Annotated in this window: 18 protein-coding genes; 8 read left to right on the forward strand and 10 right to left on the reverse strand. The window is 56.1% G+C overall.

Annotation, left to right across the window (positions count from 1 at the left end):
* Positions 1-97: 97 nt before the first annotated feature.
* Both HNI00_RS18550 and HNI00_RS18555 read right to left on the reverse strand, forming a co-directional pair.
* Complete coding sequence (locus HNI00_RS18550; RefSeq protein WP_316788334.1) at positions 98-2854, reverse strand: pre-peptidase C-terminal domain-containing protein; 2757 nt, start codon at positions 2852-2854, stop codon at positions 98-100.
* A gap of 140 nt (positions 2855-2994) precedes the next feature.
* Positions 2995-4410, reverse strand: a complete 1416-nt coding sequence (locus HNI00_RS18555; protein WP_316788337.1) for a tetratricopeptide repeat protein — start codon at positions 4408-4410, stop codon at positions 2995-2997.
* Positions 4411-4747: 337 nt separating this feature from the next.
* On the opposite strand from HNI00_RS18555, the gene HNI00_RS18560 reads away from it, so the two are divergent.
* On the forward strand, positions 4748-5779 hold the full coding sequence (locus HNI00_RS18560; protein ID WP_316788339.1) for a hypothetical protein: 1032 nt from the start codon (positions 4748-4750) through the stop codon (positions 5777-5779).
* On the opposite strand, the gene HNI00_RS18565 is transcribed toward HNI00_RS18560, so the two are convergent.
* On the reverse strand, positions 5733-9344 hold the full coding sequence (locus HNI00_RS18565) for a PAS domain-containing protein (protein WP_316788341.1): 3612 nt from the start codon (positions 9342-9344) through the stop codon (positions 5733-5735). The genes HNI00_RS18560 and HNI00_RS18565 overlap by 47 nt on opposite strands.
* Positions 9345-9466: 122 nt before the next feature.
* Between HNI00_RS18565 and HNI00_RS18570 the strand changes: the two genes are divergently transcribed.
* A complete protein-coding gene (locus HNI00_RS18570; RefSeq protein WP_316788343.1) occupies positions 9467-9643 on the forward strand; it encodes a hypothetical protein in 177 nt (58 codons plus the stop codon).
* A 368-nt stretch (positions 9644-10011) separates the two neighbouring features.
* On the opposite strand, the gene HNI00_RS18575 is transcribed toward HNI00_RS18570, so the two are convergent.
* Positions 10012-10728 carry a response regulator transcription factor gene (locus tag HNI00_RS18575; protein WP_316788344.1) on the reverse strand — a complete coding sequence of 239 codons (717 nt, stop codon included), beginning with the start codon at positions 10726-10728 and terminating at the stop codon, positions 10012-10014.
* A gap of 1137 nt (positions 10729-11865) precedes the next feature.
* On the opposite strand from HNI00_RS18575, the gene HNI00_RS18580 reads away from it, so the two are divergent.
* Complete coding sequence (locus tag HNI00_RS18580) at positions 11866-12471, forward strand: CPP1-like family protein (RefSeq protein ID WP_420156224.1); 606 nt, start codon at positions 11866-11868, stop codon at positions 12469-12471.
* Here the strand turns inward: HNI00_RS18580 and HNI00_RS18585 are convergent.
* Together HNI00_RS18585 and HNI00_RS18590 are read right to left on the reverse strand one after the other, a co-directional pair.
* Positions 12468-13241, reverse strand: a complete 774-nt coding sequence (locus tag HNI00_RS18585) for an HAD family hydrolase (RefSeq protein WP_316788348.1) — start codon at positions 13239-13241, stop codon at positions 12468-12470. The two genes, HNI00_RS18580 and HNI00_RS18585, sit on opposite strands and share 4 nt — an antisense overlap.
* A 202-nt stretch (positions 13242-13443) precedes the next feature.
* A complete protein-coding gene (locus tag HNI00_RS18590) occupies positions 13444-13959 on the reverse strand; it encodes a hypothetical protein (protein WP_316788351.1) in 516 nt (171 codons plus the stop codon).
* Positions 13960-15016: 1057 nt separating this feature from the next.
* Between HNI00_RS18590 and HNI00_RS18595 the strand changes: the two genes are divergently transcribed.
* The gene (locus HNI00_RS18595; protein ID WP_068508102.1) at positions 15017-15517 is read left to right on the forward strand and encodes a GNAT family N-acetyltransferase; all 501 of its coding nucleotides are present in this window, start codon (positions 15017-15019) and stop codon (positions 15515-15517) included.
* 366 nt (positions 15518-15883) lie between these two features.
* On the opposite strand, the gene HNI00_RS18600 is transcribed toward HNI00_RS18595, so the two are convergent.
* Positions 15884-18058: a glutamine synthetase III family protein gene (locus HNI00_RS18600; protein ID WP_316788355.1), complete on the reverse strand. Its 2175-nt coding sequence runs from the start codon at positions 18056-18058 to the stop codon at positions 15884-15886.
* A gap of 251 nt (positions 18059-18309) precedes the next feature.
* Positions 18310-19236, reverse strand: a complete 927-nt coding sequence (gene ppk2 / locus HNI00_RS18605) for a polyphosphate kinase 2 (protein WP_420156395.1) — start codon at positions 19234-19236, stop codon at positions 18310-18312.
* 294 nt (positions 19237-19530) lie between these two features.
* On the opposite strand from ppk2, the gene HNI00_RS18610 reads away from it, so the two are divergent.
* The gene (locus HNI00_RS18610; RefSeq protein ID WP_316788359.1) at positions 19531-19701 is read left to right on the forward strand and encodes a hypothetical protein; all 171 of its coding nucleotides are present in this window, start codon (positions 19531-19533) and stop codon (positions 19699-19701) included.
* A gap of 109 nt (positions 19702-19810) precedes the next feature.
* On the opposite strand, the gene HNI00_RS18615 is transcribed toward HNI00_RS18610, so the two are convergent.
* Positions 19811-20788 (reverse strand): leucine-rich repeat domain-containing protein, encoded by a 978-nt coding sequence (locus HNI00_RS18615; protein ID WP_316788361.1) that lies wholly within the window; start codon positions 20786-20788, stop codon positions 19811-19813.
* 107 nt (positions 20789-20895) lie between these two features.
* A complete protein-coding gene (gene radA / locus HNI00_RS18620; RefSeq protein ID WP_316788363.1) occupies positions 20896-22410 on the reverse strand; it encodes a DNA repair protein RadA in 1515 nt (504 codons plus the stop codon).
* Between the two features lie 474 nt (positions 22411-22884).
* On the opposite strand from radA, the gene rpaB reads away from it, so the two are divergent.
* The 3 genes from rpaB to HNI00_RS18635 all read left to right on the forward strand — a co-directional run bounded on the left by rpaB (position 22885) and on the right by HNI00_RS18635 (position 25892).
* A complete protein-coding gene (gene rpaB, locus HNI00_RS18625; RefSeq protein ID WP_197673308.1) occupies positions 22885-23616 on the forward strand; it encodes a response regulator transcription factor RpaB in 732 nt (243 codons plus the stop codon).
* Between the two features lie 198 nt (positions 23617-23814).
* Positions 23815-24888, forward strand: a complete 1074-nt coding sequence (gene plsX, locus HNI00_RS18630) for a phosphate acyltransferase PlsX (RefSeq protein ID WP_316788365.1) — start codon at positions 23815-23817, stop codon at positions 24886-24888.
* Complete coding sequence (locus tag HNI00_RS18635; protein WP_316788367.1) at positions 24888-25892, forward strand: beta-ketoacyl-ACP synthase III; 1005 nt, start codon at positions 24888-24890, stop codon at positions 25890-25892. The genes plsX and HNI00_RS18635 overlap by 1 nt, the downstream gene beginning before the upstream one ends.
* The last annotated feature ends 50 nt before the right edge of the window (positions 25893-25942 follow it).

A 25942-nucleotide genomic window follows, 5' to 3' on the forward strand; every position in this document is an offset into this window, starting at 1 on the left:
CTTCCACCCAAAAAGACAAAAAAACAAGGGGCCGAAACCCCTTGTCTCTAGTTACCAAGCAGACCCAGCAAATCAAGCAAACGGTCGAGTCCGGCTCCTACACCGTCCACACTTCCCGTCCATTCACGCCATCGTCTGCCACAAAGAACAGTTGCCCCAGACCCGCCGACAGATTACCCGCTGCAATCAGGTTATTCAGGTTCGACGAAGTCGGCCCAGGGTTGATGTCCAGTGCCAGTTCTGGCAAACCATTGCTATCCAGACGATAGAGTTCTCTGCCCGTAGCATCCGTCTCTGCGGTGAAGTACAGCGTGCCGCCAGCCACCACTAGATTGGCGGGCGACGAGCTATCTGCTCCAGGCACCAGATTATCAAGAGCAGTCACCTGCAACGTGGCCGCTGCCGGGTCAGTCACCCACAGTTCCGTCCCCTCAGCGGAGGTTGTTGCTGTAAAGTACACCTTGCCCTCAAACACGGTCAAGTTATTTGCCGTAAAAGTACCGCTAACGTTAGTCGAGACTCGCTCAGCGGTTCCATTGGTCAGGTTGACACGGGTTAATGAAGGAACAAGGCCTTCAACAGGATCTTCAAAAGAAGCGCTGAAATAGACGTATCTATTACCGCCCGACTCGACCACTGCCAAGCTCAGATTACCCGAAGCAATCGAGGCTTGATTCGGGTCATTGTCTACGTCGTAGGTAAACACAGTGCCATCGGCAGCGATCCGCCGGAGTTCGCGGTTCTCGGTGTTAACTGCTTCGCTAGCGACAAAGAACAAATCGCCTCCAACCACCTTCAGGCTATCGACAAAGCGAGGCGAGAAGGATGGACTGCCGATGTTTTCCAGCAATACGGGAGCGCTTGGGTTGGCAGTCGAAGCGTTGTTGATCCGGAACAGGAGTCGGGTGCCAACGCCCGTCCGATTTGCGACGTAGTAAAGGGTATCGGTCGCCTGCACATAGACCAGGCTTTGGATGCTGTCGCCTGCATTGGCGATCGCCACTGGCGCACCACCGTTGCTGAAATAGAGTTGCCGTCCGACCGGATTACCCGTGGGAGTCGCCAAGAAAAATAGGTTGTTTCCAGCCGCCGTCAGGTTGGTCGGAGAAGACGACAGGCCGGGCCCCGGAGCAATGTCTGCCACCAGCGACAGCGTACCCAAGGAACCGCCCGTCGGCTGCCACTTCCACAGTTCTACGCCCGTTTGCGTCGTGCTACCTGCAATGTAGACCGTACCGTTGACGTTCGCGATGCCAGTGATGTTAGTAAACGAACCAACTTTGACGGTTGTGTTCAGCGTGCCTTCACTGCGCCATAGCCCCACGGGTGCGCCCGGAGTCCCATCGGTTCCCGCGAAGAACAGCACGCCATTCACGTCGGTCAGGAAGTTAGCGTTGGCATCGAGCGCCCCTGGGTTCACGTCGCGGACGATAATACCGCTCTGACGCTCGCCGAAGGCAGCCTCCAGGGTGTAGGTCGAGGCATCGGTGGGGCCACCGGCCAAAACGCGCAGGAAGTAAGTGCCTGGGCCAAGCGCCCCCCGTAGGGCCGAACCGCCGCCGGAGAGCGGGGTTGGGTTTCCTGCCTGGAAGAGCTGCAAGGTGATGTTGCCCGTAAAGTCCTTGAGGCGGGTCGCAAAGAAGTTCTTTGGCTCAGTCAGGGTAAACCGGAACACATCGACATCGCCTGCCCCCACAAAATCCTGATAGATGCTGGGATTATCCAGATCATTGCTGAGCGGCGTTAGGATTCCCGGTGAGAGCGGGTCGGTAATGGAGGTTGCATCCGCAAAGGTGTCGCCGAATTTGTCTTCGGGCGTGAGGACGGCTGTCAGCCTGTAGGTAGAGTTATTGCCTGGCCCGGCGGTCTGCACCAACACAAAATACTGACCGGGTTGAGCGTTGTTGAAGATAATCTGCTCGTTGCCGCCGGGGCCAGCGCCGCCCTGGAAAGCCAGCGGCTGCTGGAACTGGTCAAACAGGGTGATGTTGAGGTCAGCGGTTGGTGCAATGTTGGTGAGGTCGATCTTCAGATCGCCTGCAATGGTTGTAGTAAAAGTGTAGTAGTCAACCGGGTCGCTGTTGCCCACATACTCCTGAATCGACGCTGGAAAGAAGCCAAACCCAGGAAATGCCGAGGCGCTGCCAAAGTCGTTGCCGCCTTGGTCGGGGGCGGGGCCGGCGTTCAGCGTCAGGTTATAGCGCGTGTTGCCGCCTGGAAGGGGGGTAGTTCGGACAAAGTAGGTGCCTGGATCAAGCACGCGCTGGAGACTGCGGGCTTCTGTGCCGCTGCCAGAGGTGCCCGTAAGCACATTGCCGCTGGCATCCAGGAGCGAGATTTCGGCCCCAGCGCTGAAGGGCGTGAGGGTCGCGCCGACGGTCAATCGCTCGTCTATCGTAAAGCGGTAGATGTCCGCAGGGTCGGAGCGTCCAATGTATTCATCAACGCCTGTGGAACTCGTGAGGTTGCCGAGGTCGCGGGCGGTGTCCAGGGTTTCTCCGGCTGTATCGGGATTGAGGCTGAGGCGCATCCGATAGGCCCCCTGCCCTCTGCGCCAGAACACGCGGGCAAAGTAGGTGCCTGGATCGAGGTTTAGGTTGATGTTTTCAGGCTGGTTGCCTGGCCGGGTTGAGCGGGCGATGACTCGGCCGTTGGCGTTTTGAAGCTGAAAGTTGAAGTTGGAGTTTCGGGGAATGTTAAAGACTTCGCCATCAAAGCTGCTTCGCGCTCGAACCACGAAGCGGAAGAAATCATTGCGATCGCTGCTACTCAGTGAATCTCGGAAGACTCTGGGGTTTGGCCCTACGTTAATTCGACGAGCGGTTCTCCGGGTGTTGCCTGCATCTCTTGCCATGGTCTTTCCAGCTAGCATTACACGCCACTATGTTGCCCACATCATTCCCGGAATGCATCATTGAATCTTAAAAGGTGGAGACAAGAAAAGTTGAGGTTTGGGATTTTAGGGTTTGGATTTTGGATTTTTGGGCAGTTTTGCTAGGTGTCGCGCATCAGGGCTTGGAAGGTTGGGGTCTGGTGCAGGGTGTTGAAGTCGGGATCGGTTTTGGCGATCGCCCGATACAGGTCATTCAGCGCGATCGCCCGGTTTAAGCAGTCCAGCGCTGTTTCAGAGTCCCCTAGCAGCGCATGACAGCAGGCTAGGTTGTAGTGGAATAGGGCATTGTCTGGCTCCAGGGCGATCGCGTGGGTACAGCAGTCGATCGTGTCTTCATAGCGCTGAAGTTCGTAGAGCAGAGAGCCGCGATTGCTCCACAGGCTGGGGTCGGCCTCGTATCGCTGCAAAGCGTCGTCGAAGGATGCCAGCGCGGCCTGTGGCTGTTGCAACTGCTGGAGGGCCAGGGCCCGCCCGTGGTGTCCGCCATAGAAGTCTGGCTCTAGGGCGATCGCTTGGTCGTAGGCGGCGAGGGCTTCGGCGTAGCGCTCTGCCTTTAGGAAGATATTGCCCTTGGTCTGCCAGGGTTCGTAGCGGTGGGGCGCACTTTTGATGGCCTGGTCGCAGAGGGCGATCGCCCGGTCATAGCGCTGCTGCTCGACCAGATAATTCAAATACTGGGCTGAGGCGTGAAATCGATCCAGGCTGGGGTCGCGTTTTCCTGTGCCGCCGCCCCAATAGTGAGCCGAATTTTGAAATTGGGGCGATCGCCGCATGACGATCGCGGCAACAACCAGCGCCCCCAGCAGCAAAATCGTGCCCCACTGCCGAAAGAGCGAATAGCCTAGCCAGGACAACTCCGCAGGCACGCCCAGCCAACTGGCGATCGCGTCTACCCCGTCCCACAGCGCCCGGTTTGCCGCTGGCACGGTCCACAAGATCGCAAACAGCGCAATCATGCTATACCGACTCCAGCGATTGACCTGGTGGCGCAGGGTTTCGGGCAGCCAGGGTTCTAAAATTCCGTAGCCATCCAGCGGCGGTACGGGCAGCAGGTTGATCAGCACCCCTGCAACTTCTAGCGTGACCAAAAACGCCAGCGCAGCCCAGAGCGGACTGAAGGGGAGGGGCGATCGCAGCAGATCGGGCAGGCTCCAGCCACCCGTCGGGCTGGCGGGTGCCCAGTCCAGCCAAAATGGAAGCGCCAGCACCAGCGCCACCAGCGCCGTCATCAGCGGCCCCGCAAGCGATACAGCACTTTTCCAAAGCCGCCCCCGCAGTTTGGATGCGTCGATATACACTGCTGCGCCGGGGAGGGGAATGCCGCCCAGCATCAAAAAAATCAGCGGCATCACCAGGCTAGTGCCCACGTCGGTATACTTCAGCGGATTCAGGGTCAGATAGCCTTTGTCTTTGACCGAGCGATCGCCCCCCCAGTAGGCCACCAGCGCGTGCCCAAACTCATGCAGGCACACCGACGCAATCCACACCACAAAGACAAACAGCGCAACGATTAACATTGGAAATCTCAGGGTTATGGGGGCGGGGAATAGAGCGTGAGCGCCGAACCTCCCTCTCTAGGATGCCCTAGTTTAGAGGTTGGGGGTTTAGCGGTTGGGAGTTTAGCGGTTGGGGCCTGCTGCGCGGCTGCGCCGACCATAGAGATTAGGAGAGATCAGGCATCGCGCTGGAGCAGGACACAGTGAGCATTGCCCCTGATGTGATAAATCTAGAAGTCATCAGCAGGCTCTCTCTTCAGCTACATCCGCATCTGTCCCCACAAATCTGTCCCCACAATCTATACCCATCTTTGTCGCCTGCTTTCCCTCATTCCTATTCTCGATCCCAATCCCTTCTATGGCTTCTGAGGAAATCTTGCGTCTCGCCCAGGCTGGCGACCCAACCGTGTTAACCAGTCTGCTCAACCATGTGCTGAAGCCCTACGGCGTGACGGCAACTGTGGTGCGGCACGAAATTCGGCTGGAGATTCAGCTTTTGGCATCGCACCCGGTAGAAGAAGCGACCGTGACTCAGTTGGTGCATCAGGTCATTCGCCAGCTCGATATTCCCTATATCCCAACGGTGGCGATCGCCCTCGCTCCAGACGCACCCCAGCATTCTTCGCCAGAACCCTCGCCGTCTCAGGAACCGCAGAGGAACTGGACACAGACAAACTGGACACAACCTGCGCCCCATAACTCGGTAGCATGGAGGCAAGACGAGGGCGGAACATCTATTCCTGAACCCATTTCTGAATCCATTCCTGAATCCGTTTCTGAACCCACTACCGATCTTCCGTCCCAGCCTGCCGCTCTTTCCCCAGCACTTTCCCCCATGTCTGCGACTCAAACGCCCGACTCTCAGGGGCATCCCGACCCTGCAACTGATTCCATCGATTTGGATGAAAGCTTGAACGTCTTCCCACCCCCTGGCGAACCCCTTTTTGAAGAGGGGCCGTTTGAAGAAGGCCCAGTTGCCTCTTCGGGTGAAATGTCTGCGGTTGCAGTGCCGGCCGCAGTGCCGCCAGATGTTCCATCTGCACGGCCATCCGCAGTGCCCGCAGCAGTGTTACCAGAAGAAGCGCCCCAATCCGATCTGTGGCAGCGGCCGGAAGCAGTCATTTTCGTTGCCTATTTGATTGCGGTGATCATTTGGCAACTCTATGTGGATTTGACTGCTGACGCGGCAAGCCAGAAATCGGGCTGGACGGCGACGGCGCTGGCCCGGCGACTCGGCACCAGCCGCACCACCCTCAGCCGCCGCAAGTATCAAGAAGATTTCTCCGCCTGGACGCAGAGCCTCGACCCCGACGGACTGGCGTGGATGTACGTGGGCCCACGCTTTAGCCCGGTGTTAGGCGTTGACGTTCCGCCCTCAGGGCCGCGCTAACCTGTTCATATTCTGCGACCAGCTTGTCGATCTGAGCGGTAATTTCATCGGGGGTGCTTTGGTGAGCGGTGTCTTCTAGATAGCGGCACAGCTTTGAGAGGCGGGTGGCTCCCACCACAGCGCTACTGGACTTGAAGGTATGAGCCGTCCGCATGATGGCGGCAGTGTCGAGCATTGCGCCTGCGTTGCGGATGCTAGCGACCATCTTGGGCGCTTCGGTGAGGTAGCAGTCGATCAGTTCTGTAAAAATCGCGGCGGCCTGGTCGCCCATGTCCGCGATGAAGCTGTTGATGAACCGGGCATCCAGGGGAGAAGACTGGGAGGCGGGTTGGGCGATCGCCCGTCGGGGGCATTTCTTCAGCAGGGCAGAGAGCTGATCGAGCCGAATCGGTTTACTGATGTAATCGTCCATGCCCGAAATCAGGCAATCTTCGCGATCGCCCATCATGGCGTTTGCCGTGACCGCGACGATGTAGGGCAACTTCTCAGACAGCAGGCGATCGCGCAACATCCGGGTCGCCATAATGCCATCCACCTCCGGCATCTGGACATCCATCAGGACAACATCGTAGGTTTCGCGCAAAACGGCTTCGACCGCTTCGGTTCCGTTGGACACCACATCCGCGTCATAGCCCAACTGCTGAAGCATTCTCAGCAGCACTTTTTGGTTCACCAGGTTGTCTTCGGCAATCAGAATTCGCAGATCACTGTCTTTTTCTGAGTGAGCGTCGCTATCCAAACCTAGCTCATGGGTGTTGTCTAGGGCAGAACCAGCACCAGGAGAATCGCTAGAATGCGCCATACCAGAGGAAAAATGCGGAGTTGCACCGAAATAGTTGCTTAACATGGCATAAAACTGAGACTGTTTAACGGGCTTGGCCAACCGTGGGATAGCGATCGCCCCACTAGAATGCGTCAGGGCGTAGCGAGCCGACTGAAGAGAACGATCGAGACGAGTCAGGAACACGAGAGGAATAGTTTCGCAACCTGGCAGTTGAGAGATCTCATCAGCTAACGCGCTGCCGGAATCAGTGGAAAGATGGGCCTCTAGCACGATCAGATCTGGGCGATCGCCCTGCGGTGCAGCTTGGCGGAGATAATGGAGCGCCGCCTCACTGCTGCCCACTGCCACGACCCGCAGCCCCAAAAACTCTGCCTGATGAACTAAATTTTCGCGGTGAATGGTCTGGCTGTCTACCAATAAGAGCGATCGCCCCTTAAACGGGCTGCGATAGTCAACCGATGCGCTGATTCCAGAATGGGATTGGGTGACAAACGAAAAATAGAACGTAGAGCCAACGCCCACTTCGCTCTCCATCCACAGCCGCCCTCCCATACGCTCCGCAAGCCGCTGGCTAATGGCCAACCCCAGCCCTGTCCCGCCGTAGGTGCGGTTAATCGAAGAATCGCCCTGCAAAAAAGGCTGAAACAGGCGATCGAGCCGATCCGTGGGAATGCCAATGCCTGTATCTTTGACTGCCAGTCGAATTGTGCAGGTTGGCACCCCCGCCTCTTCGGGCACGGCACTCAAATCGATGCAGTGGGCGCTGACTGTCACTGTTACTTCGCCCTGCGACGTAAACTTCACGGCATTGCTCAGCAGATTGACCAGCACTTGCTGCACACGGGTCGAGTCGCCAATCACCCAGTCGGGCACCTCTGGTTCAAACAGGCAGCCCACCTCTAGGTCTTTTTCCAGCGCCTTTGGCATCACCAGGTCAATAGCACACTCCACGCACTGTCGTAGGTTAAAGGTTTCCAGATCTAGCTCTAGCTTGCCCGACTCGATCTTGGAGAAATCTAGAATGTCGTTAATGATTTTTAGAAGCGTTTCGCCGCTGCTGCTAATGGTCTGGGCAAATTCCTCTTGCTGAGGCGTAAGGGGCGTACTCAACAGCAGAGATGACATGCCAATGACCGCATTCATGGGCGTGCGAATTTCGTGGCTCATGGTGGCCAGGAACTCGCTCTTGGCCCGGTTGGCAGTTTCGGCATCGCGCCGAGCTTGTTCTAGCGCCTTATTTTTGATCATAAGTTCCTGGCGCTGCTGGGTTTCCTGCTCCAGCAGTTGGGCTTGGGCCAGGGCGATGCCCAGTTGGGCTGCAACCGCCTCTAGCAGGTCAATTTCGTCTTCGCTCCAGCGCCGCAGGCGATCGCACTGATGCAGGCAAATCGCGCCGTTGGGTTCACCTTTGTAGGAGGTGCGAACTGCCAGCATGGAGCGGATCTTCAGCGCTTGCAGCAGCGGATGCAGATTGCTCAGCAGCGGTTCACACAACACATCCCCAGAAGCCACCGCCCGATCCTGCGCCATCATGGTTTGAGCATGGAGGTTACCTGTAATCGGTACAGATTTCATCACACGCTCAAATTCGTACTCTGGCTTCAGATAGGTCGCTACGATGGGAATTTCTGGCTCCGGCTCTGCGACGTAGGTATGAATCAGCACCCGGCTGACGCGAAACGTCTGCCCAATCTGCGTTGCAGCGGTCTGGAAAATCTGCTGCGGATCGAGACTTTGGCGGATTTCCTCAGTGATTTGCTGGAGCAAGAGGGTTTTTTGAAGATGCCGCTCCAGCGCAGCTTCGGCCAGGTGGCGCTCAGTAATGTCTAGCAGCACGCCTTCTATGACCAGGCCTTGGGCCTCTTCAACCACCTGCGTTTTTTCGTAGGCCCAGCGCAGGCTGCCGTCCCGGTGAATCAGCCGATATTCTAGGGTGTAGGGCTGGCCTGCGCGAGCGTGGCTCAGGACAACTTGAAACAGGCGATCGCGGTCTTCAGGATGCACGATGCTGGCGTAGTGCCGCCCCTGGTTGTTCAAAAAATCCTCTGCGGGATAGCCCGTCAAGTCGGCGATCGCCTCGCTGATAAACTCAATGACCCAGCCAAACTCCGCTTCGCGCTGGGGGTCATAGCGGGAGCGAAACACGACCCCCGGCAAATGCGAAACCAAGGAGCGAAACCGCTGTTCGCTCTGGGCGAGCGCTTCCTGAGCCTGTTTGCGGCTGGTGATATCTTGCGCCGTGCCCAGCAGTTGCACCAGGTTGCCCGCGTCATCCCGGCTAAAGACGGTCTGGCGAGATTGCAGCCAGCGCCACTCGCCACTGGCATGACGCAGCCGAAATGTCACCTCCACTCCTTGCCCAACAGAATCTTGCTGCAATTCCTGGATGCTGCTGCGGAGCAAGGGCAAGTCGGATGGATGGACGAGCGATCGCAATGCTTCCGAATCCATTTCATAGATCTGATGGGCAGGGTAGCCCAGCATCTCGGAAACCCGGCGATTGATAAATCGAATTCGCTTCGCGTCTACTGCATAGAGATAGAGCAGATTGGGTGTGGTTTCCAAAATCTGCTGAATGAACCGCTGATTCTCCTGCTGGGTCGCGTCGGCCTGCTGGCGCTGACGCAAGCTGCACTCTCGCTCAACTAGCTCTTGGCGCAGTCGTTCGTTTTCTGCCAGCAGGTCTGCAAGGTGCTGCTGCGATGCCAGCCCCATCTCAGCCTGAGCAGACCCTGAGTTTACCTCTAGTAGTAGCTTCCTGGGTTCCGGATAGTCTGGCATTCGGCTCCTTACCACTCATTTCTCCGCATAAGGTCTTGGCAGGCCTGGGCGATCGCCCTCTCATAACACCTGCAAAAACTTTCCAACCGTTCAAACCTGTCTAGGGATTGAATGCCTTGGCCATGTCTAGCTTTGCTACCGTTGGAGACTTTCACAATCAGGCTTTCAATCAGAAGGATACAAAAACAGCTTTAAGAAGCGGTTCTCAAAAAAACGGCTTTAAAGAGTATCTAAAAGAAATACTAGCGGCCCTGTGCAAATACAGCCAATTTTCCCTGAATCCTGCCATCGCTGGATAATCTAGACCCCTCTAGAGTTCCACAAAACTGTTTTGCCTTAACTCTTACTCATCGCTTCTTCATCAAAGAAAGCTGAAATTAAAGCAACTACAGCGTTTCTGAAGCCAGTTCCGCAGTCAGTGAACTCCGCAAGGGGGCCCGAAAGCTGCATTTTTCCGGGGCAGCCTTCTCTACCTCAAGATGCCAGGAGATGCTGCCAGAAATACCAGAACCCTGGAGAGACGAGTATAGAGCAACGCTATCCGCAAAGAAAAGTCCAGAGAAGAAATGTGCAGAGAAGAAAGAGTGCAGAGCGATCGCCCTACACTCTCCCAAAGCCCTGCAATTCTAATTCTGCGACATCACGAAAACAGCACCTTAAACAAGGGCTAGGAAGCAGCCTCTTCTCCGGCTGTGTCAGGAGCCTCAAACTTATAGCCGACACCGCGTACAGTTTGAATTAGATTGGGCTGCTGGGTGTCAATTTCAATCTTCTTGCGGATTTGCCCGATATGAACATCAACCACCCGCTGGTCGCCCACATACTCGTAATCCCAAACTTTTTGAATCAACTCTGCCCGCCGCCACACGCGACCAGGGTGACTGGCCAAAAAATGCAGCAAATCAAACTCCAGCGCCGTTAGCGGCACCATCTCACTGTTCAGCGTCACCTCACGCCGTACCGGATCGATGGACAGCCCATTGAACGTGAGGCACTGCTGCTCTGCCGCCGTGACCGGGCGCTGCCGTTTCAGAATCGCCTTTACGCGCACCTCTAGCTCCGCCAAACCAAACGGCTTGGTGAGATAGTCATCCGCGCCTTTAGAAAATCCGTGGATTTTATCCGCCTCATCAGCGCGACTCGTCAGCATCAACACAAACACACCCGTCCGGCTCTGCATCTCCTGACAGAGCGTGTAGCCCGTTGCGTCTGGCAGGTTGACATCCAAGATCACCAAATCAGGGTTGAACTGTTCAAAGATTGCCATTGCCCCTTTGCCATCTTCGGCGGATTCGACCTGATAGCCGTGGGTGGAGAGAAAACGATGTACCAGTGTACGAATGTGACGGTCATCGTCAACGACAAGAATCTTGGCTGAAGCCATGACTGTAACCTTGGGTCGATGAATAGAGGGACGTTGAGTGAAATTGTAAATGTAAACTCTGGAGTAGAACTTTTTGGTTCAAGAGCGAATAAAGAATAAGCCAGAGGATGGGGGTAGATTCCGGGGGTCCACTGGACAGCCCCAGCGCCAGTCTTCGCCATGCCCCTGTTTACATTAAGCAGCCCCAAAAAAACATATCCGCATAGAAATCTGTAATAGTCGCAAATAGTTGCACTTCAGCGTAAAACAAATTTTGTTGATTATGTGAGGGATGATTGTGAGGACATTAAAGGTTTGCTCTGGATAGGCGCGGGCTTGCTAGAGATTGCCTCGGAGAGAAGGGGCTTGTATTGTAGGGGCATTTGCCAGGTAGAACCGGGTGGCTACACTAAGGAATCATGAGGGTGGGACGAGGGAAGGGAGATGCAGGTAGAATTTAAACCTGACCTGATCAGTTTAAGCACAAAAACCGGGGCGATCGCCAGTCGGAGCGCTGCCGTTCAACTCAGAAGTGTTCAACTCAGAAGCTGAAGGCAGTGCGGGTTTAGTACCAGTGAACTCAGGAGCAGTGGATTCAAGAGCTATAGTTTAAGTAGTTTAAGTGGCATCTCGAAGTTCAGTGACATCCTAAAACTCTAGTGTTAGACCATAGGTGGTAGACAACAATTGTTTGAGCATTGTGTTTGACTCGCGTGTTTGACTATTGGATGCTTGACTTCAACAAGTGGCTCTGGGACGGGCAGCCTGTAATCGGTAACTGAATAAATGACTGGGAATTGCTAGCGCTGGAGCAACCCAAGTACCTGTCAGCAGCATAGATTCAGCAGGAGTGCCTGACTAAACCTGGCGTTCAACACTCAAGGTCAAACGATAGTGGACAAATGGTCAAACCGTACCTAAGCCTGAGACTTGCAACCTGGATAAAGGAGAACTGGCTGAGGGCAAATTCTCGATCTGACGCTTTTCTGTTGTCTGCTGCTGATTGCTACCTGAGCCTCGTTGCCAATCATTTCTGAAACGAAACTGATTGTAATATTAAGCTCCGTCAATTTTTTGCACTAAGGCCGCGACTGATACTATTCATCATAAACGACGATTCATAATCAATTATCGTGGGGATTCGGCTGGAGGGCACGAATGGAGGAGATGAGCCACTACGAAAGACTGGGCGTAGACGAAACAGCGACGTTTGAAGAGATTCAGGCGGCGAAGGCGCGTTTGACCCAGGAGCATGAGGGCGACTCACGCACACTAGAGGCGATTGAAGCATCCTACGATGCAATCCTGATGGATCGGCTGCGACAGCGACAGGAGGGCAAGATCAAGGTGCCCGATCGGATTCGCTTTCCTGAACGGACTGCCGAGCCACCGCCAGATTTTGCGCCTGCTGCACCCAACCCTTCCCCCAACTGGCTTCGGCAGTGGATTGACACACCCAGCCGCGCCGATGTTCTTTGGCCAGGCGGATTGTTGCTAGGGGCAGGGCTACTTGGCCTTAGCTCGCCGTCTCTGGCGCTGGCGCTGGGTGTAGGAATTAGTATTTTCTTTTTGAACCGCAAAGAGCATAAGTTTGGGCGAGCGTTTCTACTGTCGCTGGCGGGGCTGCTGCTGGGCGTGCTGCTGGGGATGGCGCTGGTGGAGGCGATCGCCCCCCAGCTTGCCCAGATTAACTTGGGCGGGCCTAGCGCCGCCGCCATGATTGCCCTGTTTATCCTCTGGCTGATCAGCAGCTTCCTGCGCTAGCGGTTCCCGGCACTAAAGTAGGGGTCGCTGCTGCCTGCATTTTGCCAGGCGATGTCTTTCCGAACCGTGCTTTCCCAGCCTGCGTGTTGCACGATCACGTCAAGGGCTTCGGCGAAGTTATTCACAATCCAGTCGGGCTGGTGTTTGCTGAGCTGAGTGCGATCGCGGATGCCGCTGAGTACGGATACAACAGGGATGCCGTGGGCCTTTGCTGCGGCGATGTCGGCTTCGGTGTCGCCGACCATCCAGTTTTCTGCGGGGGGCAGTTCGCTGAGGGCCCGCTGCATCAACAGGGGCTTGTCCTGCACGTCAGTCGTTTTGACGTAATCATTGCTGAGACAGTAGCGGCGATCGCCCTCAAAGAATCGTCCCAAATTGCACCGCTGAAACGCCTCGTCTAGCTCGCTGGTACGTCGCATGGTCATCACCGCCAGATCAATGCCCGCCTGCTGAATGCGCTCCAGAGTTTCTACTGCGCCTGGAATGGGCGTGTCGTAGCTGAGGTAAGGGGGCGTGTGAACCGTGTTTCGCCGCATCCGGGCAAAGTCTTGAGCCTGTAGCTCGTCCAGACCAGACATTTGACCAATTTGGCGCTCTGGCACCTGCGATCGCTTGAGTTGCCAAAACTCCGCCTTAGACAATCGCTTGACCGTCTGCCCCGGACGGCGCACCTGCTCCAGGCAAACCTGATAGACCTGGTAATAGCGCTCCGACACGTCCATGATGGGCCCATCAAAATCTGTGATGATTCGTAATTTTTTCTGAACCATTGCTCTGTTTTATGAACTTTAATTACAGATTAGCCCGAAGAAGAGGGAATCGGTAACCTTTTTGAGTATTTATACTCTCTTGCTTAATCCTAATCAAAACGAATCAAAAGGGCCAGTCTTCGCGTAGTTTGGAGACTGGCCTTTTGTAAGAGGTTCTTGTAAGAGGTTTACCCTTAGTTATCAAGGCAGATAAAGCAGGGGACTATTCCCTCGCCTGCCATTCTGGGCTGAGGCGACGGAAGTTGAAATCGATAGCGGCGGGATGGCAACTGATGCAAGAGCCAAAGGAGAGGGGTTCGGGCAGATCTACGCCGGGATGGAGCGCTCTCATATAGCGGGATTGGGAAAACCGAGAGGGAACAGTTTCGTTTTGCACAATGGAGCGCGAAGAGGCACGCACATAGTTCCACATGATGCGACGGGCGGGGTCTTGCAGTGGGGTGATGACTGTGCCGTAGTGCTGGGGCGTTTGCAGAATGGCCGCCCAGGATTGCAGCGGCATCACCTCTGGCGGCGGGGCAAAATGGCAGCCGGAGCAGTTTTGGAAATAGAGTCGCTGTCCAAGCTGGAGTTGTGTGGGCACGACATCGACGGTGCCGATTTCGACCGTGTTTGCCGGAGGGGTGGCGGCGATCGCCCGCTCCGCTTCCTGTGCCCCGCCTACCTGCGACAATCCCCAGCCCAGGCTGAGGCTCCAGCCCAAGACCAGCGCCAGCACAAGCGATATCCGCCTGGCCCGGCTCAGGAAACGGCGAGAGCGGGATGAGATCGACTGAAGAAACTGCTGGATTGCCATGAGGTCTCTCGAACGCTAGAAATTGAAAGAAGTTGGAAAGAAATTGAGATTTGGGAGTTTTGGCCTTAAGAGCTTTGGCTTTAGAGGATATTTGAAAAGTCCTACTGTTTGTAGCAAAGCGTGCAAGATCCCCCTAGATCCCCCTTAAAAAGGGAGACTTCAAGGCGGTTTCCCCCTTTTTAAGGGGGGCTAAGGGGGGATCTCTGAGTGCTTAACATTACAGGCAATACCTTTTCAAACACCCTCTTAAGAGTTTTAGCCAAAGGTGGGCTGTGGCTTGGGCGCATCCCAGTTCTGCAAGGTTGCCCTCATCCCCCAGCCCCTTCTCCCGCTTTGAGAGCAGGGGAGCCGGATTGGAAGTCCCTTTCCCGCTTTGGGAGAAAGATTTAGGTGAGGGTTCCAAAAGTGGGATACACCCTGTGGCTTGAGTATAGATAGACGAACGGAATGCGGAAATAGATCCCCGAAACCGAACTCCCTGAAGCCGAACCCCCTGAAACCAAACTCCCTGAAACCGAACCCCCCGAAACCGAACTCTCTGAAAACAGATCCCTACAGATCCCCAAAGTCAACGCCTGGAACCCAAGCCTCTGACGGGTCATTCTGTCATGAATTCCCAACGAATGGATGCTTTTTGGAGGTGATTTTGAGCGGGCGACAGAGGGGCGATCGCCCTTTTATCAGGCGTTTCAGCCCATTTACGCGACCGGATCACCGGGTAGCATTCGTCTGGCCGGGTGAGGCACGTTTTGAGTTACATGCCGTAATGTATGGGCAGCGATGTCACTCCGGCAAGAAAGCGCTGCGAAACTTGTCTGGGATTTGATTTTGCCAGCCTGTTGATTAACCTGTTCTATCGAAACCTTGAGGCAGCCGGAGATGCTGCCAACGCTCTTCACCTGCTTGACGAAATTGCTTGACGGAATTGAATGTTAATTGGACGTAATTTGACCTAAGGGAATCAAGGAGTTTTGCCGAAATGGATTGCAGCCACGTTCAGTTTTGTATACACGACTCCTCTGCACAGACCGCTGCGGCCCGCGAGATCGACCTGCACCAGCTTCAGGATTTGTTTAACGTGACGGCATTCTGGGCGCAAAACCGACGCATCGAAGACCTGGCCACGGCGATCGCCCACAGCAACCCAGTTGTGACGGCCTGGGATGGCGATCGCCTCATCGGGTTCTCTCGCGCCACCTCCGACGGCGTGTATCGCGCCACCATTTGGGACGTGGTGATTCACCCCGACTATCAGGGCGCAGGGCTGGGCCGCAAGATGGTGGAAACGGTGCTGATGCATCCCCATGTCAACCGGGCCGAGCGCGTTTATCTGATGACCACCAATGAGCAGCGGTTCTACTCTCGCATCGGTTTCGAGGAAAACCAGACGACGACGATGGTGCTATTTAATCAGCCCGTGTCGCAGGAGGGGCTGCCCGCTGTAGCCTACCTGGCCGAAGCCTCAAAGGAGGAGTCCTAAAGGCATCCTAAGGGAGGTGTCCCCAGCGTTCCCGAAGCCGGGGATTCGGGCGATCGCGGTTCGAGACTCCAAAGTTCGCCATAGGCGACTAAATTTGACCAGATTCAGGGAAAATCAAGGGAAAAGGCGCACCTTCTTGGAAGAGGAGTGCGCCTTTTGTCACTGTTAGGAGTAGTCTCGATTGGGAGTTGTCTCGGTTAGGAGTCGTCTCGCGCTTCTCGTCGAAGTCCCGGTTCCCGTGGGAGGCGCTGTCTAGGCAAACGCCTTGCACTTAGATTGTCCGCAACTTGCCCATCTCGCACCCTGGCTGAATCGGGCACAGCAGGGGCAGGAGAAAGCGCTACTTGATGACGCTACTTGATGACGCTACTTGATGAACAGCATTTCCTGATACTTGGGCAGGGGCCACAGGTCATCGGCTACCTCGTCCTCCAGCGCATCGGCATAGCCGCGCACCCGATCCATCAGCGGGCGCAGGGTTTTAGCGCAATACTGCATATGCTCCTCGGTGGTGGCGAAGTCATGAACAGCAAGGGCACTGCTGAGTTCACCGACGGTGGTCATCATTTTGCTGGTCAGGTCAGAAATTAGCTCGACGTTGGCGGTTTCAAAGGGCAGCCCGATGGTTTTCAGGCTGGCGATCGCCCCCGCAATCTCTGACAAATGGCGCAGCACGGCGGGATAAATCAGCGTCTTGGTCATGCTAATCACCAGCTTGGCTTCCATCTCAATCACGCGGATATATTGCTCCGAATAGGTTTCAAACCGGCTTTCCAGTTCTTTCTCCGACAGCACCCCCGTTTTGACAAACAGTTCCTTGATGGATTCTGTTTTCAGCATGGGCAGCGCGTCGGCCGTCGTGGGCAGGTTCAGCAAGCCCCGCTCCTCCACCGCCATCCGGTGCCACTCGGCAGAGTAGCCGTCGCCGCCAAACACCACCGCGCCGTGCTGCTCCATCACCTCCTTGAGGATGTTATAAGCAGCGGCATCGAGGGATTTGCCCTCGCCCAGCTCAGCTTCTAGCCGATCGGCAACCCAAGTGAGGGAGTCGGTCAGGATGGTGTTCATCGCCACCAGCGGGCCCGAGACGGACTGGTTTGACCCGACGGCACGAAACTCGAAGCGGTTGCCCGTGAAGGCAAAGGGAGAGGTGCGGTTGCGATCGCCCGGATCTTTGGGAAACTCCGGCAGCGTGTCAATGCCCAAGTTCATCAGGCCAGGTCGCATTGACCCCTGCACATCGCCATTTTTGATCTGCTCAAACACGTCTTCAAGCTGCGAACCCAGATACACCGAGATAATCGCAGGCGGCGCTTCGTTTGCGCCCAGGCGGTGGTCGTTGCTGGCCGTCGCCACGACAGCCCGCAGCAGCGGCCCATACTGATGCACCCCGCGAATCACCGCGCCGCAAAACAGCAAAAATTGTAGGTTGGCGTGGGGCGTGTCGCCCGGATCGAGCAGGTTACCCTGGGTGGCGTTGCCCACCGACCAGTTGACGTGCTTGCCAGAGCCGTTGATGCCTGCAAACGGCTTTTCATGCAGCAAACAGACAAACCCGTGCTTCTTCGCCGTGTTTCGCAGCAGGGTCATGGTCAACTGCTGGTGGTCGCTGGCCACGTTCGCCGCCTCAAAATAGGGCGCAATTTCAAACTGACCCGGAGCCACCTCGTTGTGTCGCGTCTTGGCCGGAATTCCCAGCCGATACATCTTTTCCTCCACGTCCTGCATGAACACCTGCACCCGTTCAGGAATCGCACCAAAGTAGTGGTCATCAAACTGCTGTCCTTTGGCAGCGGGCCGGCCAAACAGGGTGCGCCCCGCCAGCAGCAGGTCAGGACGGCTATGGGCAAAGTGGGCATCCACCAGGAAATATTCCTGCTCTGCACCGCAGCTAGAGTTTACGGGAGCCACGTCGGTATGGCCGAGCAGCTTCAAGAGGCGAGTGGCCGCCTTGCTCATGGCCGCATTCGACCGCAGCAGCGGCGTTTTCTTGTCCAGCGCCTCGCCCGTCCAGGAAATGAACACCGTGGGGATGCAGAGGGTTGCGCCGTTGTCCGTTTCCATGATGTAGGCGGGACTGGTGACATCCCAGGCCGTGTAGCCCCGTGCCTCAAAGGTGGAGCGGATGCCACCGTTGGGGAAGGAGGAGCCATCGGGTTCGCCCTGCACCAGCACCTTGCCCGTAAATTCAGTAATGGCCGTGCCGTCGGATTGCAGCGAAATGAAGGCATCGTGCTTTTCCGCCGTGATGTTGGTCATCGGATAAAAGACGTGGGCGTAGTAGAGCGCTCCTTTGGAGATGGCCCAGTCCTTCATGGCGGCGGCCACGATACCTGAAATTGACACATCCAGCTTGCCGCCCGTCTGGATGGTGTGTTTTAGCGAGCGAAACACTTCCTTAGGCAGGCAGGCCTGCATTTTGTTGAGGGTGAACACGTCCACCGCCCACAGATCTTCTAGGCGGCTGGGCACCTTGGGGGCGACGGGCTGGCGTTCGGTGATTTGACAGATGGTTTGAAACCGTAGCTCGTTAGCACTCATACAGCAATGTACCTTGGTTTGTTTGAAAGTGGGTTGAACAGTCAACGGGGCGGGAAATCTCTTCAGCCCCAGAGCGTCTCTGCTGGTTTCTGGGGACTGAACGGTTGCAGAAAAATCAGAAAGGCAATTAGAAGGTAATTAGAAGGCAATCAGAAAGGCATTGGCATTAAATTTGCATTGAACCTGCATTGAATTTGCATTGAATTTGAACTTGCATTGAAGACGATGGGCGCGTGCGTCGATCATCGCTGCTAGTAGACGTGGGGCACGAAGAACTGCTCGTTGCGGGGCGATCGCACGTAGTCGTAGGGCGCAATCTGGCGGGGCGGCAGTTCCATTTGCTCCGGTGTCATGTCCACGTAGGGAATCTTGGACAGGACATGGTGCAGGCAGTTGAGCCGGGCCCGCTTTTTGTCGTCCGCTTCGACCGTGAACCACGGCGCTTCGGGAATATTGGTCTTGGCAAACATTGCATCTTTGGCCTGGGAATATTCCACCCAGCGATTGCGCGATTCTAGATCCATCGGACTCAGCTTCCAGCGCCGCGCCGGGTCGAGCGTCCGCGACTGAAACCGCCGCTCCTGCTCCTCATCGCTGACGGAAAACCAGTACTTCAGCAAAATGATGCCGGAGCGCACCAGCATCCGCTCAAACTCTGGGCAAGAGCGCATAAATTCCTGGTATTCCTCATCCGTGCAGAAGCCCATCACCCGCTCTACACCCGCCCGGTTATACCAACTGCGGTCAAAGCAGACGATTTCGCCCGCCGCAGGCAGATGGGCAACGTAGCGCTGAAAATACCACTCGGTCTTTTCGCGATCGCTCGGTGTACTCAACGCCACCACACGACAACCGCGCGGGTTGAGCGGTTCGGTGATGCGTTTGATCGTGCCGCCCTTGCCCGCTGCGTCGCGCCCCTCAAACAAAATCACAATCCGAGCGCCTGTGTGCTTCACCCAGTACTGCATCTTGACCAATTCAAGCTGCAACCGAGCCAGCTCCTTTTCGTATTTTTTGCTGGAGAGTTTAGAAATACCCTCCTGCTCAGAGGGGCGATAAAGCGCGTTTGAACTGGAGAGATTTGCCCGCTTCTCTGGCGCGAGACTCTTCTTTTTCTTTTTCTTCTTGCCCTTTTTGGAAGCAGGTTCTCCTATCAGCAGGGCTTGTCCCGCAGGCATTGCATCTCGGCTCGCGTCTTTGCCTACGTCCACACTCAGGCTGTTGGCACTGTTGCTGCTTGCGCTGTGCATTGCGATGTCCTCCAAAGCCGCAGAGAATTGGCAGATCGCGCTATTCCATCAGCCCCAAAACCAGCGCTTGAAAGAGTCCGCGCCGTGATCTGCCGTGATTGATGTGCCCTGACACCATAACGTCCTGATTCAGCGCACAACGTAGCAATTGCAACGTAAAAGCTTAAGAAAACCTGCGATTTTGGTCGCAGAACCTAAAAAAATGTCGGGAAATGTCGGGAAATGTCAAGATTTGGCGATCGCCCACCCATCTACAAACCGGATTGCCTTCCCGGCGGACAGGATGCGCTGCTGGGCATGATTCCGCTGGAGGCGCTGGGTCTGAAGCCAGATTTGCAGCATCAGCAGTTGAGCGGTTGTGGACGCTGCCGATTACGCCCAAACTTAATCTGAGCGACATCTGCTTTGTCATCTCCATCAAACTTGCGTCGTCTCTGTGATAGTCATCAACACGCCGTTGTGCGCTGATGATCTGACCAATTTCCGTCGGCGGTTGGTTGAGCTAGTGGTCACTGATCTCAAGCTGATGTGCGTTAATGAGTTGACCAATTTCCGGCGGCAGTTGGTCGATCTCGTTGTAATCGAGGTTAAGTTGTTGCAAGCCGATAAGTTGACCAATTTCCGGTGGCAGTTGGCGGAGCTGGTTGAAACTGAGGTTAAGCTCTTTCAGACTGTTGAGTTGACCAATCGCCGGTGGTAGTTGGCGGAGCTGGTTGTAACTGAGGTCAAGATTTTGCAGGCTGGTGAGTTGACCAATCTCCGGCGGCAGTTGGCGGAGCTGATTGCCGCTGAGGTCAAGCAGTTGCAGACTAGTGAGTTGAATGATTACCAGAGGCAGTTGGCTGAACTGGTTTTCACTAAGGTATAGCTGTTGCAGGTTGGTGAGTTGAGTGATTTCCGGCGGCAGTTGGCTGAGATGGTTGTAGCTGAGGTCAAGATGTTGCAGGCTGCTGAGTTGAACGATTTCCAGAGGCAGTTGGCTAAACTCGTTGCCGCTGAGGTATAGCTGTTGCAGGCCGCTGAGTTGAGTAATTTCCGGCGGCAGTTGGCTGAGATGGTTATAGCTGAGGTCAAGATGTTGCAGGCTGCTGAGTTGAACGATTTCCAGAGGCAGTTGGCTGAGATGGTTATAGCTGAGGTCAAGATGTTGCAGGCTGCTGAGTTGAACGATTTCCAGAGGCAGTTGGCTAAACTCGTTGCCGCTGAGGTATAGCTGTTGCAGGCTGCTGAGTTGAACGATTTCCAGAGGCAGTTGGCTGAGATGGTTGTAGCTGAGGTCAAGATGTTGCAGGCTGCTGAGTTGAACGATTTCCAGAGGCAGTTGGCTAAACTCGTTGCCGCTGAGGTATAGCTGTTGCAGGCCGCTGAGTTGAGTGATTTCCGGCGGCAGCTCGGTCAGGTCATTCTCTGCCAAATCCAGGGTTTCCCACTGTTCCTGGTGGGCACGGTCGATCAGTTCCAGCAGATCGTCTTGGGTCATGATGGGGCGTGGGGTGAAGGCCGGGCGAGTTAGCTTAGTTTTTCTACAGTTTTCTTCTAATTGTGGTTTGCGGGTTTGGGTGGTCTAGGGTTTGGCAGGCGGCTGCGTTAGCCTGCGTCTTTGGCGTTTTTGCTACCGCTGGTCAGGGCAACCGCGATCGCATCCACCACCCGCGCCACGGGAATAATGTCGAGTGCGATACCGGGATGCTCCGCCTGACTGGCGGGCACGATCGCCCGTTTGAAGCCCAGCTTGGCCGCTTCCTTCAGCCGTAGCTCCATCTGCGAGACGGGGCGCACCTGCCCGCCCAACCCCACTTCGCCAATCAGCACCGTGCCAGGGTCAACCACGCGATCGCGAAAACTGGCGGCCACGGCGATCGCCACACCCAGATCCGCCGCAGGTTCGGCCACGTTGATGCCGCCGGAGGAGGCAACGTAGGCATCCAGCTTCGACAGGGGAATGCCGACGCGCTTTTCTAGCACCGCCAAAATTTGCAGCAGTCGGTTGTATTCAATGCCCGTGGCCGTGCGGCGGGGCGACGGGTAGCTCGTCGGGCTGGCCAGCGCCTGTAGCTCCACCACCAGCGGGCGCGTGCCCTCACAGGCGACGATGGTGGCCGTGCCGGGGGTTTCTGCATCGCGATCGCTCAAAAACAGCGCCGAGGGATTTTGCACCTCCTCCAGCCCGCGATCCACCATCTCAAACACGCCCAGTTCATTGGTTGCGCCAAAGCGATTTTTCACCGAGCGCAAGAGGCGGTGGCTGGCAAAGCGATCGCCCTCAAAATACAGCACCGTGTCTACAAGATGCTCCAGCACCTTCGGCCCGGCGATCGCCCCTTCCTTGGTGACATGCCCCACGATGAACAGCGTGATATGCTCCCGCTTTGCCAGTTGCATCAGCGCCGACGTACACTCACGCACCTGCGACACCGACCCCGGAGCCGAATTGAGCGTGGCAAAATAGAGCGCCTGGATACTGTCGATCACCGCCACTGTCGGCCGCAGCGCCTCCAGTTCAGAAAGAATCGTCTCTAGGTCAATTTCCGGCAAAAGATAAAGGGAGTGGGATGTTGAGGCGTTGGACTGCTGTAGCGACAGGGTGACAGGGTCTTGAGTTTTCTCTTTTCTTTCTTCCCCTATCTTCACCCCGCTCCCCACGCCTAGCCGCTGCGCCCGCAGCTTCACCTGCTGCCCCGACTCTTCGGCACAGACGTAGAGAACCCGGTGCTGCGCCGCAAGCTGATTGGCCACTTGCAGCAGTAGGGTAGATTTGCCGATGCCCGGATCGCCGCCCACCAGCACTAGGGAACCGGGCACAATGCCGCCGCCCAGCACCCGATCCAATTCGCCGTAGCCGGAGGCAATGCGGGTCTGGGGATGGTCGGAAATTTCGGGGAGGGTGAGCGCGGCGATCGCCCTTGGTTCGCCCTTGGAATTGGCGCTGGCCCGTTTGGGCGATCGGCTCACGGCTCCCATCGCGGTTTTGGCGCTGCTGGCTGGTGCGACTGTCTGCTCCACCAGCGAATTCCAGCTTCCGCAAAAGGGACACTTGCCAAAATATTGCGGCGAGTCCGCGCCACACTCATTACAGACATAGCTTGTTCGAGGCTTGGGCATAGCAGCAGACCTGGTCAGCGCAAAAATTGAAGTTTAGTGAGAAGCTTAGTGAATTCAGAGATTTACTCAATCAATACACCCAAGAAAGCGGATCGTCCGCCTGCTTCTGCCTGCGTTCACCTCCCTCAAAGGGGCGATCGCCATTCCCAAAGAAGCAAAGTTCCGTCCTGGTAGGGGCTATCCTAACGGCCCCATTCCAGAGCAGCAATTTTCGATGTAAGCCCAACTTATGGCCCAACCCCACAAAGACAATTTGAAACCCTTCGAGATTAATGTTTCTTAATGTGAAACGAGGCGAAATCTTTCATAGATTTATTACTATCTGAGAGTTCGCAAGAAATGTTAAAAAACTCTGAAATGTAGGGAGATTGGGAATTTCACGCGCTCAAGACAGGCCCATAGGCTACTATTGTTAATGATAGTCTGGGAAGAATTAACTATCAAAAATAATCGCTTCAAGGAGTGTTGACTAAATTGGAGAATCACAAAGAAAAAATTCTGGTCGTTGACGACGAAGCCAGCATCCGACGCATTCTCGAAACTCGTCTCTCCATGATTGGCTACGATGTCGTCACGGCCGCCGACGGCGAAGAAGCGCTAGAAACCTTCCGCCACTCCGATCCAGATCTGGTTGTGCTGGATGTCATGATGCCCAAGCTCGACGGCTATGGGGTTTGCCAAGAGCTTCGCAAAGAGTCCGACGTGCCGATCATTATGCTGACGGCCCTGGGCGACGTTGCTGACCGCATCACCGGGCTAGAACTGGGTGCAGACGACTACGTGGTCAAACCCTTCTCGCCCAAGGAGCTAGAGGCCCGCATCCGCTCGGTGCTGCGCCGAGTAGAAAAAACGGGTACGACGGGGATTCCCAGTTCCGGTGTTATCCAAATCAACACGATTCGGATTGATACCAACAAGCGCCAGGTCTACAAGGGCGATGAGCGGATTCGGCTGACGGGCATGGAGTTTAGCCTGTTGGAGCTGCTCGTTGGGCGATCGGGCGAACCCTTCTCCCGCTCCGAAATCCTGCAAGAAGTGTGGGGCTACACGCCAGAGCGCCATGTCGATACCCGCGTGGTCGATGTTCACATTTCTCGACTGCGGGCTAAGCTCGAAGACGACCCCAGCAACCCCGAACTCATCCTCACGGCACGCGGAACGGGCTACCTGTTCCAGCGGATTGTGCCGCCGGGTGAAGTGGAGTAATCTTGCGTCTCCGTTGCGCCTGTCTCTCGCATCTTTGAGCTAATGCACCTGAAACTAATGCACCTCCTAATACACCCCAATGCGCTGAGCAGGTCTGTGAAGACTCAGGGCAAAGAATTCAGGGCACTCCGCTGACTCGCTCCGGTTTCCGGTAGAGTCCATCTGATAAAATTTGTGAGGTTTCTATAACGTTGATCGATGGGTTCAACTCGAGCACGGATTGCCGTTGATGCAATGGGCGGGGACTTTGCCCCGGTGGAGATTGTTTTGGGTTCCCTGCGGGCCCAGGCAGAGTTAGATGCAGATATTCTGCTGGTCGGCAAGCCCGATCAGATTCAGGAAGCGCTCAAGCACCATAGCGTGCCTCCCGGTTTGGAAATTGTGCCAACGGAAGACATGGTGGAAATGCACGAGGAGCCGCTGACGGCAATTCGTCGCAAGCCCAATGCTTCTATTAATGTGGCGATGGATTTGGTGCGCCAGGGCAAGGCCGATGCGGTGGTGTCTGCGGGGCATTCGGGTGCGGCGATGGCGGCAGCGCTGCTGCGGCTAGGGCGGCTGCCGGGGATTGATCGGCCCGCGATTGGGGCGGTGCTGCCAACGATGACGGCTAAGCCCGTGCTGATTCTCGACGTGGGCGCAAATGTGGACTGTCGGCCCAAGTTTCTGGAACAGTTTGCCGTGATGGGGTCGGTTTATTCCAAGTACGTCCTCGGCATTCCAGAACCCAAGGTCGGACTGCTGAATATTGGCGAAGAGTCTTCTAAGGGGAACGATCTGGCAGTTCGGGCACATCAAATGCTGCAAGAAAATTCGCGGATTGCCTTTATTGGCAACGCAGAAGGCCGCGATGTGCTGTCGGGCGACTTTGATGTGGTGGTGTGCGACGGCTTTGTGGGCAATGTGCTGCTGAAGTTTGCCGAGGCGGTGGGCAGCGTCATGCTGCAAATTGTCCGCGAGGAGCTGCCTCAGGGTTTGAATGGCAAGCTGGGTACTGCAATTCTCAAGCCGAACCTGCGCCGCATTAAGCAGCGGATGGATCACGCTGAGCATGGGGGTGCGCTGCTGCTAGGCGTAGCGGGCATCTGCATTATTAGCCACGGCAGTTCTCAGGCTCCTTCGATTTTCAATGCGATTCGGATGGCGAAGGAGGCGGTCGATCATGGCGTTTTGGGCCGGATTCGAGCGCAGTATGAATCGCCAGAACTGGCAGTTGCAGATGGGCAATCGTCGCTGTCGCGCGGCGGTGAACAACCAGAGAGTGTTGAATAATGGCGCAACGAGTTGGAGCGGGGGTGGCGATTACGGGCAGCGGCTCTTCAGTGCCGGAGCGCTATCTCGATAACGAAGCCCTGAGCCGAGTGGTGGACACTTCGGATGAATGGATAGCCTCTCGTACGGGCATTCGGCAGCGGCGATTGGCGGATGCGGCAGGCTCTCTGCGGGCGATCGCCACTCAGGCGGCCCAGAATGCTCTGGCCATGGCAGGGGTAGCGGCCTCAGAGATTGATCTGATCGTGCTGGCGACTTCTACACCCGATGATCTGTTTGGCTCTGCCAGCCAGATTCAGCATGATCTGGGCGCAACGCAGGCAACGGCCTTTGACCTGACGGCGGCCTGTTCGGGCTTTGTGTTTGGGCTGGTGACGGCGGCGCAGTTTATCCAAAATGGCGTGTATCGCAAAGCGCTGATCATCGGCGCGGATGTGCTGTCGCGCTGGGTAGACTGGAGCGATCGCCGCACCTGTGTCCTGTTTGGCGACGGGGCGGGTGCGGTGGTGATGGAAGCGAGTGAGCGCGATCGCCTGCTGGGGTTTGAACTCCGCAGCGATGGCACCCTGAACCACTGCCTGAACCTGGCCTATCAGGGGCAGGATAGAGAACTGGTGGACGGAGTGGCGATCGCCCAGGGCACATTTCAGCCCATCACGATGAACGGACAGGAAGTGTACCGTTTTGCCGTCAAGCGGGTTCCCGAAGTCATCGAGAAGGCGCTATTTCGGGCGGAACTGACGGTCGATCAGATTGACTGGCTGGTGATGCATCAGGCAAACCAGCGCATCCTTGATGCCGTTGCCGAGCGTTTGGGCATTCCCAGCGAAAAGGTCATCAGCAACATGGCCAGCTACGGCAACACTTCCGCTGCGTCTATTCCCCTGGCGCTGGATGAGGCCGTGCGGCGGGGCGATATCAAGCCTGACGACATCATTGCCACGGCAGGCTTTGGCGCAGGATTGACCTGGGGCGCGGCGGTGTTTCGCTGGGGCGCAAGTTAGGCGCGAGTCAGGCGCGAGTCAGGCGCGAGTTAGACGCGAGTTAGACAATT

Source organism: Thermoleptolyngbya oregonensis NK1-22 (genome assembly GCF_032705245.1).
In the GTDB taxonomy this organism is placed as follows: domain Bacteria; phylum Cyanobacteriota; class Cyanobacteriia; order Elainellales; family Elainellaceae; genus Thermoleptolyngbya; species Thermoleptolyngbya sichuanensis.